This window comes from Pseudomonas sp. MWU318 (genome assembly GCF_016756945.1).
GTDB lineage: Bacteria > Pseudomonadota > Gammaproteobacteria > Pseudomonadales > Pseudomonadaceae > Aquipseudomonas > Aquipseudomonas putida_A.
In genome coordinates, this window is the sequence record NZ_JAESJL010000012.1 from 61,133 (window position 1) to 78,520 (window position 17,388).

Annotated in this window: 15 protein-coding genes; 11 read left to right on the forward strand and 4 right to left on the reverse strand. The window is 60.9% G+C overall.

Translation table 11 applies throughout. The annotated features are described in order from the left end of the window. Nucleotides 1–43 precede the first annotated feature (43 nt). The 10 genes from JN524_RS24110 (at nucleotide 44) to JN524_RS24155 (ending at nucleotide 10,975) form a co-directional block, all read left to right on the forward strand. Entirely contained in the window at nucleotides 44–505 is a 462-nt protein-coding gene (locus JN524_RS24110) for an Lrp/AsnC family transcriptional regulator (protein WP_027610706.1), read from the forward strand. 207 nt (nucleotides 506–712) lie between these two features. Next, a complete protein-coding gene (locus tag JN524_RS24115; protein WP_202370957.1) occupies nucleotides 713–2,395 on the forward strand; it encodes a flavin monoamine oxidase family protein in 1,683 nt (560 codons plus the stop codon). Nucleotides 2,396–2,407: 12 nt separating this feature from the next. Next, a complete protein-coding gene (locus tag JN524_RS24120; RefSeq protein ID WP_202370958.1) occupies nucleotides 2,408–3,202 on the forward strand; it encodes a carbon-nitrogen hydrolase family protein in 795 nt (264 codons plus the stop codon). A gap of 48 nt (nucleotides 3,203–3,250) precedes the next feature. Next, nucleotides 3,251–5,668 (forward strand): pyrroloquinoline quinone biosynthesis protein PqqF, encoded by a 2,418-nt coding sequence (pqqF, locus tag JN524_RS24125; protein ID WP_202370959.1) that lies wholly within the window; start codon nucleotides 3,251–3,253, stop codon nucleotides 5,666–5,668. 158 nt (nucleotides 5,669–5,826) lie between these two features. Next, nucleotides 5,827–5,901 (forward strand): pyrroloquinoline quinone precursor peptide PqqA, encoded by a 75-nt coding sequence (gene pqqA / locus JN524_RS24130; RefSeq protein ID WP_003422658.1) that lies wholly within the window; start codon nucleotides 5,827–5,829, stop codon nucleotides 5,899–5,901. 81 nt (nucleotides 5,902–5,982) lie between these two features. Continuing rightward, nucleotides 5,983–6,894 (forward strand): pyrroloquinoline quinone biosynthesis protein PqqB, encoded by a 912-nt coding sequence (pqqB, locus tag JN524_RS24135; protein ID WP_202370960.1) that lies wholly within the window; start codon nucleotides 5,983–5,985, stop codon nucleotides 6,892–6,894. A gap of 135 nt (nucleotides 6,895–7,029) precedes the next feature. Next, nucleotides 7,030–7,782 (forward strand): pyrroloquinoline-quinone synthase PqqC, encoded by a 753-nt coding sequence (gene pqqC, locus JN524_RS24140; RefSeq protein WP_003228879.1) that lies wholly within the window; start codon nucleotides 7,030–7,032, stop codon nucleotides 7,780–7,782. Beyond that, complete coding sequence (gene pqqD, locus JN524_RS24145; protein ID WP_003228880.1) at nucleotides 7,779–8,054, forward strand: pyrroloquinoline quinone biosynthesis peptide chaperone PqqD; 276 nt, start codon at nucleotides 7,779–7,781, stop codon at nucleotides 8,052–8,054. Before pqqC ends, pqqD begins: the two co-directional genes overlap by 4 nt. Then, nucleotides 8,026–9,198, forward strand: a complete 1,173-nt coding sequence (pqqE, locus tag JN524_RS24150) for a pyrroloquinoline quinone biosynthesis protein PqqE (RefSeq protein WP_202370961.1) — start codon at nucleotides 8,026–8,028, stop codon at nucleotides 9,196–9,198. Before pqqD ends, pqqE begins: the two co-directional genes overlap by 29 nt. Next, nucleotides 9,164–10,975, forward strand: coding sequence for a S9 family peptidase (locus JN524_RS24155; RefSeq protein WP_202370962.1), 1,812 nt, complete (start codon nucleotides 9,164–9,166; stop codon nucleotides 10,973–10,975). Before pqqE ends, JN524_RS24155 begins: the two co-directional genes overlap by 35 nt. 133 nt (nucleotides 10,976–11,108) lie before the next feature. Here JN524_RS24155 and JN524_RS24160 read toward each other — a convergent pair whose 3' ends face one another. Both JN524_RS24160 and JN524_RS24165 read right to left on the reverse strand, forming a co-directional pair. Continuing rightward, nucleotides 11,109–11,267, reverse strand: a complete 159-nt coding sequence (locus JN524_RS24160) for a YqaE/Pmp3 family membrane protein (RefSeq protein ID WP_003228885.1) — start codon at nucleotides 11,265–11,267, stop codon at nucleotides 11,109–11,111. Nucleotides 11,268–11,462: 195 nt separating this feature from the next. Further along, complete coding sequence (locus tag JN524_RS24165; protein WP_202370963.1) at nucleotides 11,463–12,746, reverse strand: aspartate aminotransferase family protein; 1,284 nt, start codon at nucleotides 12,744–12,746, stop codon at nucleotides 11,463–11,465. A 169-nt stretch (nucleotides 12,747–12,915) separates the two neighbouring features. Between JN524_RS24165 and JN524_RS24170 the strand changes: the two genes are divergently transcribed. After that, on the forward strand, nucleotides 12,916–13,845 hold the full coding sequence (locus tag JN524_RS24170; protein WP_047596451.1) for a LysR family transcriptional regulator: 930 nt from the start codon (nucleotides 12,916–12,918) through the stop codon (nucleotides 13,843–13,845). 226 nt (nucleotides 13,846–14,071) lie between these two features. Here JN524_RS24170 and JN524_RS24175 read toward each other — a convergent pair whose 3' ends face one another. Then, nucleotides 14,072–15,850, reverse strand: a complete 1,779-nt coding sequence (locus JN524_RS24175; protein ID WP_202370964.1) for an acyl-CoA dehydrogenase C-terminal domain-containing protein — start codon at nucleotides 15,848–15,850, stop codon at nucleotides 14,072–14,074. Nucleotides 15,851–16,039: 189 nt separating this feature from the next. Further along, a complete protein-coding gene (locus tag JN524_RS24180) occupies nucleotides 16,040–17,329 on the reverse strand; it encodes a GGDEF domain-containing protein (protein ID WP_202370965.1) in 1,290 nt (429 codons plus the stop codon). Between the last annotated feature and the right edge of the window lie 59 nt (nucleotides 17,330–17,388).

Here is a 17,388-nt window from a genome sequence, read left to right on the forward strand (position 1 = left end):
ACATGCAAACTCATCCGCCCTCGACAGTCATGGAGCCACACCGTTGCCCGACACCCGCCCCCCCGCACTCGACGAAATCGACCGCCAACTGATCGCCGCCCTGCAAATCAACGCCCGCGAAAGCGTGGCCATGCTTGCCCGGCAGTTGGGCATTGCGCGGACCACCGTCACATCGCGGTTGGCGCGGCTGGAGAGGGCCAAGGTGATCACCGGTTATGGCGTACGTTTGGGGCAGCGCGTGGTCGATGGCGGGTTGCAGGCTTATGTCGGGATCAAGGTGCAGCCGCGTTCTGGCAAGGAAGTGCTGCGTCGCTTGAGTGCGATGGCGCAGGTGCAGCAGTTGTGTGCGGTGAGTGGCGAATTTGATTATGTGGCGTGGTTGCGCACCGACTCGCCGGAGCAACTGGATCAGTTGCTGGACCAGATTGGCAGTGTGGATGGGGTGGAGAAGACCACGACCTCGATCATTTTGAGCAGCAAGATTGATCGGGGGCAGCCGGTTTGAGCGCTGGTGAGCTTGATGGCCTCATCGCGAGCAGGCTCACTCCTACATTTGGTCGGAATGTAGTCATTAATCGTCATATTAATCAATTAACTGGCAAAACGACGACACTTTGCGTCTTATTAACGTGTTCTACGCTCCCTAGAATGGCTGGCATCTTTTCCTATACTCAGACGCGCATCCTGCGTCGGGTCGCCAGCAAGGTCAGCCATGAACAAGAACAATCGCCATCCTGCAGACGGTAAGAAACCCGTCACCATTTTCGGCCCGGACTTTCCGTTCGCCTTCGACGAATGGATCGAACACCCGGCCGGTCTCGGCAGCATTCCTGAACAGCACCATGGCGCTGAAGTGGCGATTGTCGGCGCCGGTATCGCGGGTCTGGTGGCCGCCTACGAACTGATGAAGCTCGGCTTGAAACCAGTGGTGTACGAGGCCTCGAAACTGGGTGGCCGCCTGCGTTCGCAAGCGTTCAACGGCACCGACGGCATCGTCGCGGAACTGGGTGGCATGCGTTTCCCGGTGTCCTCAACTGCGTTTTATCACTACGTCGACAAGCTCGGTCTCGAGACCAAACCGTTCCCGAACCCGCTGACGCCGGCCTCCGGCAGCACGGTGATCGATCTCGAAGGCAAAACCCATTACGCACAAAGCCTGAAGGATCTTCCTGCACTGTTCCAGGAAGTGGCTGACGCCTGGGCGGATGCGCTGGAGGCTGGCTCGCAGTTCGCTGATATCCAGCAAGCGATCCGTGAGCGCGACGTACCACGCCTCAAAGAACTGTGGAATAAACTCGTTCCGCTGTGGGACGACCGCACGTTCTACGACTTCGTGGCCACCTCCAAGGCCTTCGCCAAACTGTCGTTCCATCACCGCGAAGTGTTCGGTCAGGTCGGTTTCGGCACTGGCGGCTGGGACTCGGACTTCCCCAATTCGATGCTGGAAATCTTCCGCGTGGTGATGACCAACTGCGACGATCACCAGCATCTGGTGGTTGGCGGTGTGGAACAAGTGCCGCAAGGCATCTGGCGCCATGTGCCGGAGCGCTGCGTGCACTGGCCGGAAGGCACCAGCCTGAAATCCCTGCACCGGGGCGCGCCACGTTCCGGCGTGAAGAAAATCGCTCACGCGCCGGACGGCCGTTTCGCCGTCACCGACAACAACGGCGACACCCGCGAGTACGCCGCCGTGCTGACCACCTGCCAGAGCTGGCTGCTGACCACCCAGATCGAATGCGACGAAACCCTGTTTTCGCAGAAGATGTGGATGGCGCTGGATCGCACGCGCTACATGCAGTCGTCGAAGACCTTCGTCATGGTCGACCGGCCATTCTGGAAGGACAAGGATCCGGAAACCGGTCGCGACCTGATGAGCATGACCCTCACCGATCGCCTGACCCGCGGCACCTATCTGTTCGACAACGGTGACGATAAGCCGGGGGTGATCTGCCTGTCCTACTCGTGGATGAGCGATGCACTGAAGATGCTGCCGCACCCGGTGGAAAAACGCGTAGAGCTGGCGTTGAACGCGCTGAAGAAGATCTACCCGAAAGTCGATATCGCCGCGCGGATCATCGGCGATCCGATCACCGTGTCGTGGGAAGCCGACCCGTACTTCCTCGGCGCATTCAAAGGCGCCCTGCCCGGCCACTATCGCTACAACCAGCGCATGTACGCGCACTTCATGCAGGACGACATGCCGGCGGAGCAGCGGGGGATTTTCATCGCCGGTGACGACGTGTCGTGGACGCCGGCATGGGTCGAAGGCGCGGTGCAGACTTCGCTCAACGCGGTGTGGGGGATCATGAAGCATTTCGGCGGTTCGACACATAAAGAGAACCCGGGCCCGGGTGATGTGTTCAAAGACATCGGCCCTATCGCCCTGCCCGAGTAAGAGGATTCCCCGATGCGTGTCGCCCTTTACCAATGTCCACCGCTGCCCCTGGAACCCGCCGCCAACCTGCATCGCCTGCAGCAACTGGCGATGGAGGCCAAGGGTGCCGACCTGCTGGTGCTGCCGGAGATGTTCCTGACCGGCTACAACATCGGCGCCGAGGCAGTCAGTACGCGGGCCGAGGTCTACAACGGTGAATGGGCGCAACAGATCGGTCGAATCGCCAAAGCCGCCGGGCTGGCGATCGCTTACGGATACCCCGAGCGCACGGCCGACGGGCAGATCTACAACGCCGTGCAGTTGATCGACGCGCACGGCGAGCGCCTGTGCAATTACCGCAAGACCCATCTTTTCGGCGATCTCGATCGGTCAATGTTCAGCCCCGGGGAGGATGCGTTTCCGGTGGTTGAGCTCAATGGCTGGAAGCTCGGTTTCCTGATCTGCTACGACCTGGAATTTCCGGAGAACGCACGACGCCTGGCCCTGGCCGGCGCCGAGCTGATCCTGGTACCGACGGCAAACATGATTCCGTTCGATTTCGTCGCCGACGTCACCGTGCGTTCCCGCGCCTTCGAAAACCAGTGTTACGTGGCGTACGCCAATTATTGCGGGCAGGAAGGCGAGATCCACTATTGCGGACAAAGCAGCATCGCCGCGCCGGACGGCAGCCGTATCGCCCAGGCCGGACTCGATGAAGCATTGATCGTCGGTGAGCTGGATCGACAGTTGATGGCAGACTCCCGCGCCGCCAATCGCTACTTCAACGACCGTCGTCCAGAGCTTTACCACGCGTTGAACAAGCGCTGACCCCACACAATCCGCTAGCATTGGCACTTCACTGTTCTGGAAGTGCCCATGCCTGCGCCGACTCACCCCCGCCCCCACACCGAAACCCTGGCCAACGGCTTGCGCGTGACCCTGCGTCAGGTGCCCGGCTTGAAGCGCAGTGCCGCTGCGTTGCGGGTAGCTGCCGGTAGCCATGATGTGCCACTGGAGTGGCCGGGGCTGGCGCATTTCCTTGAGCATCTGCTGTTTCTCGGCACTGAGCGTTTTCCTGCGAGTCAGGCGCTGATGGCCTACGTGCAAAGTCACGGTGGGCAAGTGAATGCCAGCACCCGTGAACGCACCACCGACTTTTTCTTCGAACTGCCGACCTCCGCCTTCAGTGCCGGGCTCGAGCGCCTGTCAGACATGCTCGCCCAGCCGCGTATGAATCCGGACGATCAGTTGCGCGAACGCGAAGTGCTGGACGCAGAATTTGTCGCGTGGTCGCAAGATCCCACGGCTCAGCAGGAACTGGCGCTGTACGAGGGATTGCCGGCCACACATCCGCTGCGCGGGTTTCATGCGGGAAATCGCGACAGCCTGAAAGTTGATTTACCAGCGTTTCAACAGGCGCTGAAAGATTTCCACCGGCAGTTTTATCGCACCGGACAAATGACGCTGAGCCTGGTCGGGTCGCAGAGCATCGAGGAATTGCGCGAACTGGCGCAGCAGTTCGCCGCCGTGCTGCCGGTTGGGGATAAGGTCGAGCAAGCAGCGCCGCTGCCATTGGCGGTAAAAAGTTATCAACAGGTCGGCGAGCGAAGCGGCAATCTGTTGTTCGCTTTCGAAGCGCTGCCCGACTCGTCCGCCGAAGCGCTGGCGTTTCTCTGCCATTGGCTGAACAGCGCCAAGCCCGGCGGGCTGCTCGCCCATTTGCAGCAACAACGCCTCGCGGACGGTTTGAAAGCCGTGCCGCTGTATCAGTTCGCCGGGCAAGCGTTGCTGCATCTGCAATTCACCACCCCAGCCGAATCCTTCAGCGCCATTCGTGAACAGTTTCTGGACTGGTTGAGCTTCTTTGCCGCGCAACAGGACTGGGCAGCGTTGCGCGAGGAATACACCAAGCTGCGTGAGCGTCAGCAGCAAATCAGCGGCGCCCTGCAACTGGCGCGGCTCGACAGTGAACAACGCGAAAACGGTCTGTCGGAAAACGGCGTGGTCGCGCTCAAACAGATCCTGCGCGACATCGGTGTTGTGGATAACTTCAGCGACCATTGGCACCTGCCTGCCGCCAATCCTTTTCTAGGCTCCAACGAGCCGCTGGCCAACGCCGGCCTGATTCGCGGCCAGACCAGCGCCCATCGTGGCTTGCGGACTTTCGCTCAGGATCGCTCGCGCGGTCGGCGTGAGCGTTCGCCGATGCAATTCAGCCAGGCGTTGCCGGATCATAGCGACCACGGCGCGATTTACTTGCGTTGGCAAACGCAGGCGGCGGCCGGCACAGATCTGCAAGGCAAGCTGCGACGCAGTCTGCGGGAAACGCAGGAAGATGCGCGGCAGGCCGGCGTCGAGTTGGCGTTCAGTGCCACCGGCACGCAGTGGCTGCTGAAACTGACGGGCCTGCAGGAGCCGATGCCCAGTGTCCTCGAACACGCGCTGAAATGTCTGACGCAAATTGACGCCGATTCAGCGAGCGTAGAGCCAGAAGCGCCGTTGATACCGATCCGCCAGTTGCTCAAGGCGTTGCCTGAATATTGTCTGCCATCGGCCGTCGAGTCGAACGACGCCAGACAGCTGTGGACAAATTCGCGCTGGGACGGACTGGCCCTTGGCCTCAACGCACAGACGCAATCGGCCATGGGCCTGGCCCTGAGCCGCATCCCCGGCACACCGGACAATCAATTGTCGGCAGCGCCGACGATCAATACGCAACATCTGTGGAGCCACATCGATAGCGTGTCCAGCGAACACGCCTTGCTGCTGTTCTGCCCGACCGCCAGCCGCGAGATCGCCGACGAAGCCGCCTGGCGCCTGCTCGCGCAACTGTGTCAGACCCCGTTTTATCAGCGCCTGCGGGTCGAATTGCAATTGGGCTACGCCGTGTTCAGCGCCTTGCGGCAGATGCATGGTCAGAGTGGATTGCTGTTCGGCGTGCAGTCGCCAGATACTGCGCCAGTTGAGCTGCTCGGCCATATCCAGCAGTTCCTCAAGGGCATTCCAGCGCTGATCGAAAACCTCGATGAAGAGCACTTCACCCAACAACGACAGTCACTCGCGGATCAGTTCGCTGAGAGTCATCTGTCCAGCAAAGACGCCGCCGAGCTGCTGTGGCAGGCCAAGCTCGCTGGCCACTCGTCGGATTATCTGGCGCAACTGCACACGGCCATTGGTCAACTGAAACGCTCAGCATTGCTGGCGGCAGCGCAGCGCTTGCTCAACGCCGAGGGCGGCTGGCGCTGCCTGGCCAGCGAATCGTCACCCGGCGCGCCGTGGCAAGCGACAAAATGATCATTACCAAGGCTGCAAGGAGCTTTCTCAAAGATTCACGGGCAATACCGTTGAAATTTTGAGTAACATAGCAGCCTAACTATTTGGAACATCCCTGCGCTGCCGTGGACTATACCTATGGATAGCGCTATCCCACCCACCCAATGAGGAGTCACCTTATGTCCTGGACAAAACCGGCTTACACCGACCTGCGTATCGGCTTCGAAGTCACCATGTACTTCGCCAGCCGCTGAGTTCTGCCTACGCAGACTTGCAGTGCAACGCCTCGGCTCGCCGGGGCGTTTTATTTTCAGCGTTGAAAGATGGGAGCGTACATGTTCGTCCAGATTCTGGGTTCGGCCGCCGGTGGCGGATTTCCGCAGTGGAACTGCAACTGCGTCAATTGCGCAGGCTTTCGCGACGGCAGCCTGAACGCCAAGGCCCGTACCCAATCGTCCATCGCAATTTCCGATGATGGCGTGAACTGGGTGCTGTGCAACGCTTCGCCGGACATCCGCGCGCAACTGCAGAGCTTCGCCCCGATGCAACCGGGCCGAGCACTGCGCGACACCGGCATCAGCGCGATCATCCTGATGGACAGCCAGATCGACCACACCACCGGCCTGCTCAGCCTGCGCGAAGGCTGCCCGCATGAGGTCTGGTGCACGGACATGGTTCACGAAGATTTGAGCACCGGTTTCCCGCTGTTCAAGATGCTGACCCACTGGAACGGCGGACTGAACTGGAATCGCATCGAGCTCGACCAGAGCTTCACTGTCGCTGCCTGCCCGAACCTGCGTTTCACCCCGCTGCCATTGCGCAGCGCCGCGCCACCGTATTCGCCGCACCGTTTCGACCCGCACCCGGGCGACAACATCGGCCTGATCGTCGAAGACCTCAACACGGGCGGCAAACTGTTTTACGCCCCGGGTCTAGGCAAGGTCGACGCGCCGCTGCTGGAAATCATGGCCGGCAGTGATTGCCTGCTGGTGGACGGCACGCTGTGGGATGACGATGAAATGCAGCGCCGTGGCGTCGGCACCCGCACCGGTCGCGAGATGGGCCACCTGGCGCAGAACGGCCCCGGCGGCATGCTCGAAGTGCTGGAGCAGTCGCCCGAGCAGCGCAAGGTGCTTATCCACATCAACAACACCAACCCGATTCTCGATGAAGATTCGCCGGAGCGCGCGGAGCTGGCGCGGCGTAATGTTGAAGTGGCGTTTGATGGCATGAGTATTGTGCTGTAGCGGATGGCCCCATCGCTGGCAAGCCAGCTCCCACAGGGTTCTGTGGCGTACACAAAAACTGTGGGAGCTGGCTTGCCAGCGATGACGTCCGACCAGACACCCAGGATTTTAACGGTTGTTCCCCGGAGAACCGCAATGACCGACACCCCGCTGTCCCCCACCGAATTCGAAGCGGCCCTGCGCGCCAAAGGCGCCTATTACCACATCTACCACCCGTATCACGTGGCGATGTACGAGGGCCGTGCCACCCGCGAGCAGATTCAGGGCTGGGTCGCCAACCGCTTCTACTATCAGGTGAACATCCCCCTGAAAGACGCGGCGATCCTCGCTAATTGCCCGGATCGCGAGATCCGTCGCGAGTGGATTCAACGCCTGCTCGACCACGACGGCGCCCCCGGTGAAGACGGCGGGATCGAAGCGTGGCTGCGCCTCGGTCAGGCGGTCGGCCTCGACCCGGATCAACTGCGCTCCCAGGAACTGGTGCTGCCCGGCGTGCGTTTCGCCGTCGATGCCTACGTCAACTTCGCCCGCCGCGCCAGTTGGCAGGAAGCCGCCAGCAGTTCGTTGACCGAACTGTTCGCGCCGCAGATCCACCAGTCGCGCCTCGACAGTTGGCCGCAGCATTACCCGTGGATCGACCCGGCCGGTTACGAATATTTCCGCACTCGCCTCGGTCAAGCGCGGCGCGATGTCGAGCATGGTCTGGCGATCACGCTCGAGCACTACAAGACCCGCGAGGGTCAGGAGCGCATGCTGGAAATTCTCCAGTTCAAACTGGACATTCTTTGGAGCATGCTCGATGCCATGAGCATGGCTTACGAACTGAACCGCCCGCCGTATCACAGCGTCACCGAGCAGCGGGTCTGGCACAAAGGAATCACCCTATGAGTTTTGATCGCAGCAAGATCCCGACCTGGCGTCCCGGTTACCGTTTTCAGTATGAACCGGCGCAAAAAGGCCACGTGCTGCTCTACCCCGAGGGCATGATCAAGCTCAACGACAGCGCCGCGCTGATCGGCGGCTTGATCGACGGTGAACGCGATGTCGCGGCGATCATCGCCAAACTCGACGAGCAGTTTCCCGGCGTGCCCGAGCTCGGTGAAGACATCGAGCAATTCATGGAGGTTGCCCGTGCGCAGCACTGGATCGAACTTGCCTGAAGCATCGGTGCAAGTACCGCCAAAATCTGAAGTCGGCCTGCCGCTGTGGTTGCTCGCCGAGCTGACTTACCGTTGCCCGCTGCAATGCCCGTACTGCTCCAATCCGCTGGATTTCGCCGAGCAGGGCAAAGAGCTGAGCACCGAGCAGTGGATCAAGGTCTTCCGCGAAGCGCGGGAGATGGGCGCGGCGCAACTGGGCTTTTCCGGTGGCGAACCGCTGGTGCGTCAGGACCTCGCCGAGCTGATCCGCGAAGCGCGGCAGTTGGGTTTCTACACCAACCTGATCACCTCCGGCATCGGCCTGACCGAGCAGAAGATCAGTGACTTCAAGAAGGCTGGTCTCGATCACATCCAGATCAGTTTCCAGGCCAGCGACGAGCAAGTGAACAACCTGCTCGCCGGCTCGAAGAAGGCTTTCGCGCAGAAGCTGGAAATGGCTCGGGCGGTGAAGGCCCACGGCTATCCGATGGTGCTGAACTTCGTCACCCACCGGCACAACATCGACAAGATCGACCGCATCATCGAGCTGTGTATTGCGCTCGAAGCGGACTTCGTCGAACTCGCCACCTGCCAGTTCTACGGCTGGGCACAGCTCAACCGTGTCGGCCTGTTGCCGACCAAGGAGCAACTGGTGCGCGCCGAACGCATCACCAACGAATACCGCGCCAAACTGGAAGCCGAAGGGCATCCGTGCAAGCTGATTTTCGTCACCCCGGACTACTACGAAGAACGCCCGAAAGCCTGCATGAACGGCTGGGGCAGTATTTTTCTGACGGTGACTCCGGACGGTACTGCCCTGCCCTGTCATGGTGCCCGACAGCTGCCGGTACAATTTCCCAACGTGCGCGACCACAGCATGCAGCACATCTGGTACGACTCGTTCGGTTTCAACCGCTTTCGCGGTTACGACTGGATGCCTGAGCCATGCCGCTCCTGCGACGAAAAAGAACAGGATTTCGGTGGCTGCCGCTGTCAGGCGTTCATGCTGACGGGTGACGCGAGCAATGCCGACCCGGTGTGCAGCAAATCCGAACATCACGGCGTGATCCTCGCGGCCCGCGAAGAAGCTGAGCACGCCACCCAGACCATCGAACAACTGGCCTTCCGTAATGAACGAAACTCACGCCTCATCGCCAAGGGCTGAGCCTTTCAGCGCCGCCCAGGCTGTCGCCGCCGGAATGGATTTCGCCGAACTGCAACTCGGTGCCCACGGTTTGTTCTGGAATGAATATCGCCCCGAAGATGCTGCGTGCCGGATCTGGCACTGGCGCGACGGCGTGGCGAAATGTCTGACGCCGAATGGCTTCAGTGTGCGCAGCCGGGTGTACGAATATGGCGGTGGCGCGTTTTGTCTGACGCCGGACGGGGTGGTTTTCGTCAATGAGGCGGATCAGCAGTTGTATCGGCAGACGCTGGATGGCGCGCCCGAGGTGCTGACTTCTGGCGAGTGTCGTTATGGCGATCTGCATTGTGCTTTCGGCCAGGTGCTGGCGGTTGAGGAACTGCGCGACCAGCATCGGCTGGTAGCGATTGATCTGGCTGATGGCACGCGGCATTTGCTGGCGGAAGGTGCTGACTTTTACGCTGCGCCGACCATCAGCCCGGACGGTTCGCGACTGGCCTGGATCGAGTGGAGTCGGCCGCATCAGCCTTGGACATCCACGCGATTGATGGTGGCCGAGCGTCTGGCTGAGGGTGGCTTTGGCGCACCGCGTTGCGTGACGGGGGCTGACCTTGAAGAGTCGATCCAGCAACCGCGGTTCGACGCGAAAGGACGCTTGTTATGCCTGACTGATCGCGGCGGTTTCTGGCAGCCGTGGGGCGAAACGTCCGACGGTTTGCAGCGACTGCCCTGTGCCGAAGCCGATCATGCGCCCGCCCCGTGGCAAATGGGTGGCAGTACCTGGTTGCCGGTAGGCGATTCGTTTCTGGCAAGTTGGAGCGAAGGCGGTTTTGGTCGCCTGGCGCTCGACGGCGAAGACTTTACCGGCGACTACAGCCGCTTTCGGCATCTGGCGCTGGATCAGCAATTTATCTATTGCATCGCCGCTTCGCCGATCAGCCCTTCTGCGGTGATCGCCATCGATCGCTCGACCCGCTCGGTGCAAGTGCTGGCTGGGGGTGTTGCACCTTTGCCGGCCGAGCGCATCAGCCGTCCGCAGACCTTGCGCTACCCAAGCGGCAGCGGTGAGGCTCACGGATTTTTCTATCCGGCGATGAACGACGAAGCCCAGCCGCCGCTGGTGGTGTTCATCCACGGCGGTCCGACCTCGGCCTGCTACCCGATGCTCGACCCGCGCATTCAGTACTGGACGCAACGCGGCTTCGCCGTCGCCGATCTCAACTATCGCGGCAGCAGCGGTTATGGCCGCGAATACCGTCAGGCGTTGCATCTGAGTTGGGGTGAGGTGGATGTCGAGGATGCTTGCGCGGTGGTGGAATATCTGGCCGAACAAGGTCTGATCGACGGAGCACGCGCCTTTATTCGCGGGGGCAGTGCCGGGGGTTACACCACGTTATGCGCGTTGGCGTTTCAGCAGGTGTTCCGCGCGGGCGCCAGCCTCTATGGCGTCAGCGACCCGGTGGCACTGGCCCAGGCGACCCACAAGTTTGAAGGTGATTATCTGGACTGGCTGATCGGTGATCCTGAGCAGGACGCCGAGCGCTACGCCGCCCGCACGCCGCTACTGCACGCGAGCAACATCCGAGTGCCGGTGATTTTCTTTCAGGGAGAACTGGATGCGGTGGTGGTGCCGCAACAGACCCGCGACATGGTCGCGGCGCTGGAGCAAAACGGCATCCCGGTCGAGGCGCATTACTACGCCGAGGAACGCCATGGCTTTCGCCGGGCGGTGAATCAGGCGCATGCGTTGGAGCAGGAGTGGAAGTTTTATCGGCGGGTGATGGGGTTGGTGGACTGATCGCTGCCCCCATTCAAAATAGCGTCGTCCCATTCGCGAGCAGGCTCGCTCCCACATTGGATCTGTGTTGTGCACAAAATCCCCTGTGGGAGCGAGCCTGCTCGCGAAAGCTATCTATCAGGTGCCGCTGAACTCAGCGCTTGGCGATGATGTACACCGCATGCACGATCCCCGGGATGTAACCGCACAGCGTCAGCAGAATGTTCAGCCAGAACGCCCCGCCGAACCCGACCTGCAGAAACACACCCAGTGGCGGCAACAGAATAGCGATGATGATACGAATGAAGTCCATGGGTCAGCTCCTGAATGGGGGTTGGCTCACATGAGCCATACAAGCTAATCGACCTGCGCCGTTCTTCAGGGTTCAGTGCAAACGCCATTTGATCGCCACCATGGGCACAAAAAAACGCCCCACGCCAAAAGAATCAGGCGTGGGGCGTGCGTTATACCGCGAGACGGTTCTTCAAATCGGGTAGGAAACTTCAGCTCAGACTGCAATCCCTTTGCGGCATTGCAGTTGCGCGGTACGCACTCGCGAGAAGGCGCGGGCCAGGCGCAGGAGCATTTCGTCGATGTTGGCCTTGCTGACGGTGAGTGCCGGAGTGAAACGCAGGCAGTTGGCTTGCGGCGCGTTGAGCAGCAGGCCTTCGTGCAAGGAGGCATTGACTACGGCATCAGCGGAATCCTCTGACAGGCTCAGTCCCCAGAACAGACCTTGCCCACGCAGTTCACCGTGGCCATAACGGTGCGCCAGACGAGCAAGTCCCTCGCGCAGGTGCTGGCCGAGGTCTTTGACCTGCTCGAGAAATGCCCGATCCTGCACGCTATCGAGCACCACCAGACCGGCCGCTGTCATCAGCGCGTTGCCGTGATGAGTGCCGCCCAGTTCCCCGGCGTCAAAACAGCAGGCCTTGCCACGGGCCAATATCGCCGCCAGAGGAACACCGCCGCCGAGGCCCTTGCCGAGCACGACGATATCGGCGCGCACGCCGTAGGACTGTTCCGCGAGCAAAGTGCCGCAGCGACCTATACCGGTCTGAACCTCGTCGAGAATCAGCAGAATGCCCAGCTCGCGGCACAGACGCTCGACGCCCTTGAGGTAATGCTCGGTGGCCGGAATCACCCCGGCATCGCTCTGGATCGGTTCGAGCATGATTGCCACGGTTTGCGCATCGACGGCGGCATGTAACGCTGGCAAGTCATTGAACGGCACCAGATCGAAACCCGGCAGCAACGGTGCGAAGCGGTTGTGCAGGTTGCAACTGTCCGACGCGGAAATCGTTGCCAGGCTGCGGCCATGACAACCTTGCTTCGCAACAATGATCCGCGAGGCGCCGCCACGATGCAGTTGGCCCCATTTGCGCGCCAGTTTGATCGCCGCCTCACAGGCCTCGCTGCCGCTGTTGAGCAGGTAAGCCTGATCGCTGGAGGTGCTGGCGCACAGGCGTTCGGCAAGGCTGAGCATGCCTCGGTTGTGCAGATTGAAACCGGGATTGATCAGCGCCTGGGCCTGACTGGAGATGGCTTTGACCAGGGCCGAAGGGCTGTGGCCGAGGCTGTTGGCGCCGCCGGCCTGGGAGAAGTCGAGATAAGCGCGGTCGTTGCTGTCCCACAACCAAGAGCCCTGGCCACGCACGAAGACCTGCGCCGGTCGCTCGACGCTGCGCATCAGTCGCTCGGCATTCAGGCTATCGCCTGCCTGGGGTGGACCGGCCTCGAAAGCGAGGTCATCGAGACTCGGCGCCTGACGCCGCAGACTGAACAGATTCATTGCAAAAAACCTCGCTTGAGGTTTTTTGAACCGCCTATGCAAACACTGTCGAAGCAAACGCTATTCATCGCGCTCTCTGGCCCTGTAAGCCTTGTGATTGCGGTTAGACTAGGCTCACTGACGGCTTCGGGCCATTTCGATTTACCAGCATTTTCGATAAGCATTACTTATGGATTTCAAACAACTGCGTTATTTCGTCGCGGTCTATGAAGAGGGTCATGTTGGCCGCGCGGCCGAACGCCTGTCGATTTCGCAACCGGCACTGTCGCAGCAGATTCGTCAGCTCGAACAGAACCTCGACGTCACGCTGTTCGAACGCAGCAGCAAACGCCTGTTGCCGACCCTTGCCGCGCACACGCTGTACAACCACGCCGTGCCGCTGCTCGACGGTTTGCAGCGGGCGCGGGAAGCGCTGGGCAACTTCAAGGGGCAGGCCTTGCGTACGCTGGCGATCGGCGTACTGCAAACCGTGCACACCAGCCTTGTGCCGCAAATGCTCGAACGGGTGCGCAAGGCGCAGCCGCATCTTGTGGTGCAGATCTATGAACTGACGGGCCTGGAGATCGAGCGCCGTTTGCTCAACGGCTCGCTGGACATCGGCATCAGCTACCTGCCGCCGCGCCAACCGGGGCTGCATGGCGTGATGCTGTACGAGGACGAACTGACGCTGGTCATCCCGGCGGATCACCCACTACGTGAATTCAAGAAGGTCTCGATGCGGCAGGCAGCGGAATTACCGATGTTGCTGCTGGGAGAAGAGTTTCAAATCCGGCAGATCTGGCAGGCGCAACTGACCAGCCTGGGTCGGCGCCCGCAAGTGCAGGCCGAGCTGAACAATATGCTGGGGATTCTCGACAGTCTGCCGCACACCAGACTGGCGACGGTGCTGCCCGGGCGCTCACAGAGGGAATACGACGAGCAGGATCTGCTGTGGAAGCCGTTGAGCGAACCACGGGTGCCGCTGAAGGTTGGACTGGTGTGTCGCGATGTGCAGCGCCAGCAGGCGTCTTTGGCGTTGCTGCGCACGTTGCTGGAAGAAGTGATTCAGCGTGAAGACAAACCGCTCAAAGCCGCGCCGCCACTGGATCCGCTGGCCTGATACTTTTCTTCAGGCAAAAGAAAACCCCGCCGAAGCGGGGCTTTGCAGACTGTTTCCCTGACATCCATTTCACTCCGCCACCCTGGCAGAATCCTACGTGTCCGTGTTGTTGCTTTGCGCTTCCTGCGCGACGTCCATGAGTTGTAGATTAGCTGTGGATCCAATCTACGCCTATGGGAGAACAGCAGCACGTCATGTAAGAGAATGCTTACATGACGTTACATCATCAGAACTGCTCGGCATTCAGCAGGAACAGCGACTCGCTACCCGCCTTCACCGACGCGCTCAACGAGTGGATACGCGGCAGCAGACGGGCGAAATAGAAGCGCGCGGTGCCTAGCTTGCTGGCGTAGAAATCGTCTTGGGCTTCTTTGCCCAGCGCGGCTTTCGCCATCAGTGCCCACATGTAGGCATAAGCGGTGTAGCCAAACGCTTGCAAATATTCGACCGAGGCCGCGCCGATTTCGTTCGGATTGGTTTTCGCCCGATCCAGCAGCCACGCCGTCAGCTCGTCGAGGGTGCTGACGGCATCGTTCAGCGGCTTGGTGAATTCGCCGAGGTCAGCGCTGGCGGTCGCGGTGAAGTGGCGGATCTCGTCTGCGAACAGCTTGTAGAACGCGCCACCGCTGCCGACGATCTTGCGCCCGACCAGGTCCAGCGCCTGAATGCCGTTGGTGCCTTCGTAGATCTGGGTGATGCGCACGTCACGCACCAGTTGCTCCTGACCCCACTCGCGGATGTAGCCGTGGCCGCCGAAAATCTGCTGACCGTGGACGGTGGTTTCCAGGCCCAGGTCGGTGAGGAATGCCTTGGCCACCGGAGTCAGCAGTGCGACCAGGTCTTCTGCGCGCTTGCGGGTGGTCGCGTCTTCGCTGAACTTGGCGGTGTCGAGTTGCATCGCCACGTAGGTGGAGAAGGCGCGACCGCCCTCGTTCGAGGCTTTCATGGTCAGCAGCATGCGACGCACGTCCGGGTGGACGATGATCGGGTCGGCAACCTTGTCCTTGTTTTGCGCGCCGGTCGGCGAACGGCTCTGCAGACGATCACGAGCGTATTCGACGGCGTTCTGATAGGAACGCTCACCGCTGGCCAGACCTTGAATACCGACGCCCAAGCGCTCGTAGTTCATCATGGTAAACATCGCCGCCAGCCCCTTGTTCGGCTCGCCGACCAGGTAACCCACGGCTTCGTCGAAGTTCATCACGCAGGTCGCGGACGCCTGGATGCCCATCTTGTGCTCGATCGAGCCGCAGTTCGCCGGGTTGCGTGCGCCCAGACTGCCATCGGCATTGACCATGAACTTCGGCACCAGAAACAGCGAGATGCCTTTCGGGCCGGCCGGGGCGTCCGGCAGTTTCGCCAGCACCAGGTGGATGATGTTCTCGGTCAGGTCGTGCTCACCGCCGGTGATGAAGATCTTGGTGCCGCTAACCTTGTAGGAACCATCGGCCTGCGGTTCGGCCTTGGTGCGGATGATGCCCAGGTCGGTGCCGGCGTGCGGCTCGGTCAGGCACATGGAACCGGCCCAGATGCCGGCGTACATGTTCGGCAGGTAGGCGGCCTTCAGCTCTTCGCTGGCGTGGGCGTTGATCGACAGGCAGGCGCCGGCGGTCAGCATCGGGTACAGACCGAAAGACAGACTGGCGGAGTTGACCATTTCTTCGACCTGCGCCGAAACGGCCTTGGGCATGCCCATGCCGCCGTAGGCCGGATCGCCACCGACGCCGACCCAGCCGCCTTCAGCGTAAGTCTGATAGGCCTGTGGGAAACCGGCCGGGGTGCTGACGGCACCGTCCTTCCAGTGGCAGCCTTCTTCGTCGGCTGCGCGGCTCAGGGGGGCGATGCTTTTGCTGGTGACCTTGCCGGCTTCTTCGAGAATGGCTTCTACGGTTTCTGCATCGACAGTCTCGGCCAAGGCCGGCAGTTCGGACCAGAGTTTGGCGACTTCGAATACTTCATTGAGGACGAAGCGCATATCGCGCAGCGGCGCTTTGTAGTCAGCCATGGCAAACCTCGCAAGATCTAAACAGGTGATTCGTGGAAGGGTGTTTTCGTTGAGGCCGAGTGTACCTCAACAACTTTTGCGACACATAGGGTCAACCAGTGACTGATTTGTTATTTTTGGTCACAAGCATTCAGAGATAAAACAAAGCCCGCAATCAGCGGGCTTTTGAGTGATGACGTGTGGCTTGAGTCAGCCAGCGGCGCTGTCCATTCGCACCGCGCCGCGACGATTCTGTCCGAACGCCATGACGCAGTTACGCCCGGCGCCCTTGGCACTGTATAACGCCTGGTCGGCGGACTTGAGGACTTCCTCCGGTGTCCGTTGCTCGACGCGCTCGGCGACGCCGATACTGACCGTGACCGACACACTGGAAGCACCGCTGCCGCTACGACGCTGACGACCTTGCTGATCGTCCTGCGGACGGCTCTCCTGATTGCGCAACTGGATGTTGTAGGAGGCAATCGACTCGCGAATCACCTCCAGGTGCGGCATGCACTCCTCGAGGGTTTTGCCCGCAAACACCAAGGCGAATTCCTCACCTCCATAACGATACGCCCTACCGCCGCCGCTGATTTTCGACAGCTTGCTGGCGACCAGTCGCAGTACTTGGTCACCGACATCATGACCGTGGGTGTCGTTGAATTTCTTGAAGTGATCGACGTCACTCATCGCCAGCACATAGTTGCGCCCCAGGCGCTGCATGCGTTCATTGAGCGCGCGGCGGCCCGGCAGACCGGTGAGTTCATCGCGAAAGGCCATTTGATAGGCCTCATGCGCCACGGCAGCGGCAATCATCAGCATCACCTGACTGCACATGATGTTCAGGGTGAACGGCAGGATGAAAGTTTTCGGCAGCATCCAGAACACCCCGAGCAACCCGACCAGCTGCGCCGCGTGCAGCGGGCGCGGATTGCGCCAGTATTGCCAGGCCAGCAGCAGGAATGCCGAGAGGAATACCGGATAGGACATCTGGATCAGGCTCATCCAGGCGCCATGCAGCGCCGGCCAGCGAATTTCCGAGAGCCACATCAACAGCGCCTGGGGATAACTCTGCTCAAGGCCGAGGGCGACGCTACCGAAGGCCAACAACACGGCGAACCGCGCGACCATGTCCTGGAACAGATGCGTGCGTTCCTGCCACGCGGCGAACAGCCCGAACAGCAACGGCAGCAGTAGGCAGACCAGGTGGAACACCACGGCTGCGTCATCGCGCACTTTGCCATTGTCGCGGTAATAGTCGGTCTGGGTGTCGAGCAAAAAGTAGGCGATGTACACCGTGAGCATCAGAAACAGCTCGCGCTGACGTCGGTAAACCGCACAGTAAGCGCCGCCCAACAGCAGCACCAGGGTCGGCAACACGTTGAACAGCGAAGTGAAGAATACGTTGAGGTCTTTGACGTACGCAGCCGCCAACCCCGCGAGCAACAACAGCAGTGAAGGTAGGAAATGGCTGAAACGTACAGCAGAAGAACGCGGCAAGGGTAAAGCTCCGACCCGTCATATCAAAGAGATGGCATTGTGCCTGCAATGTGGCCAGT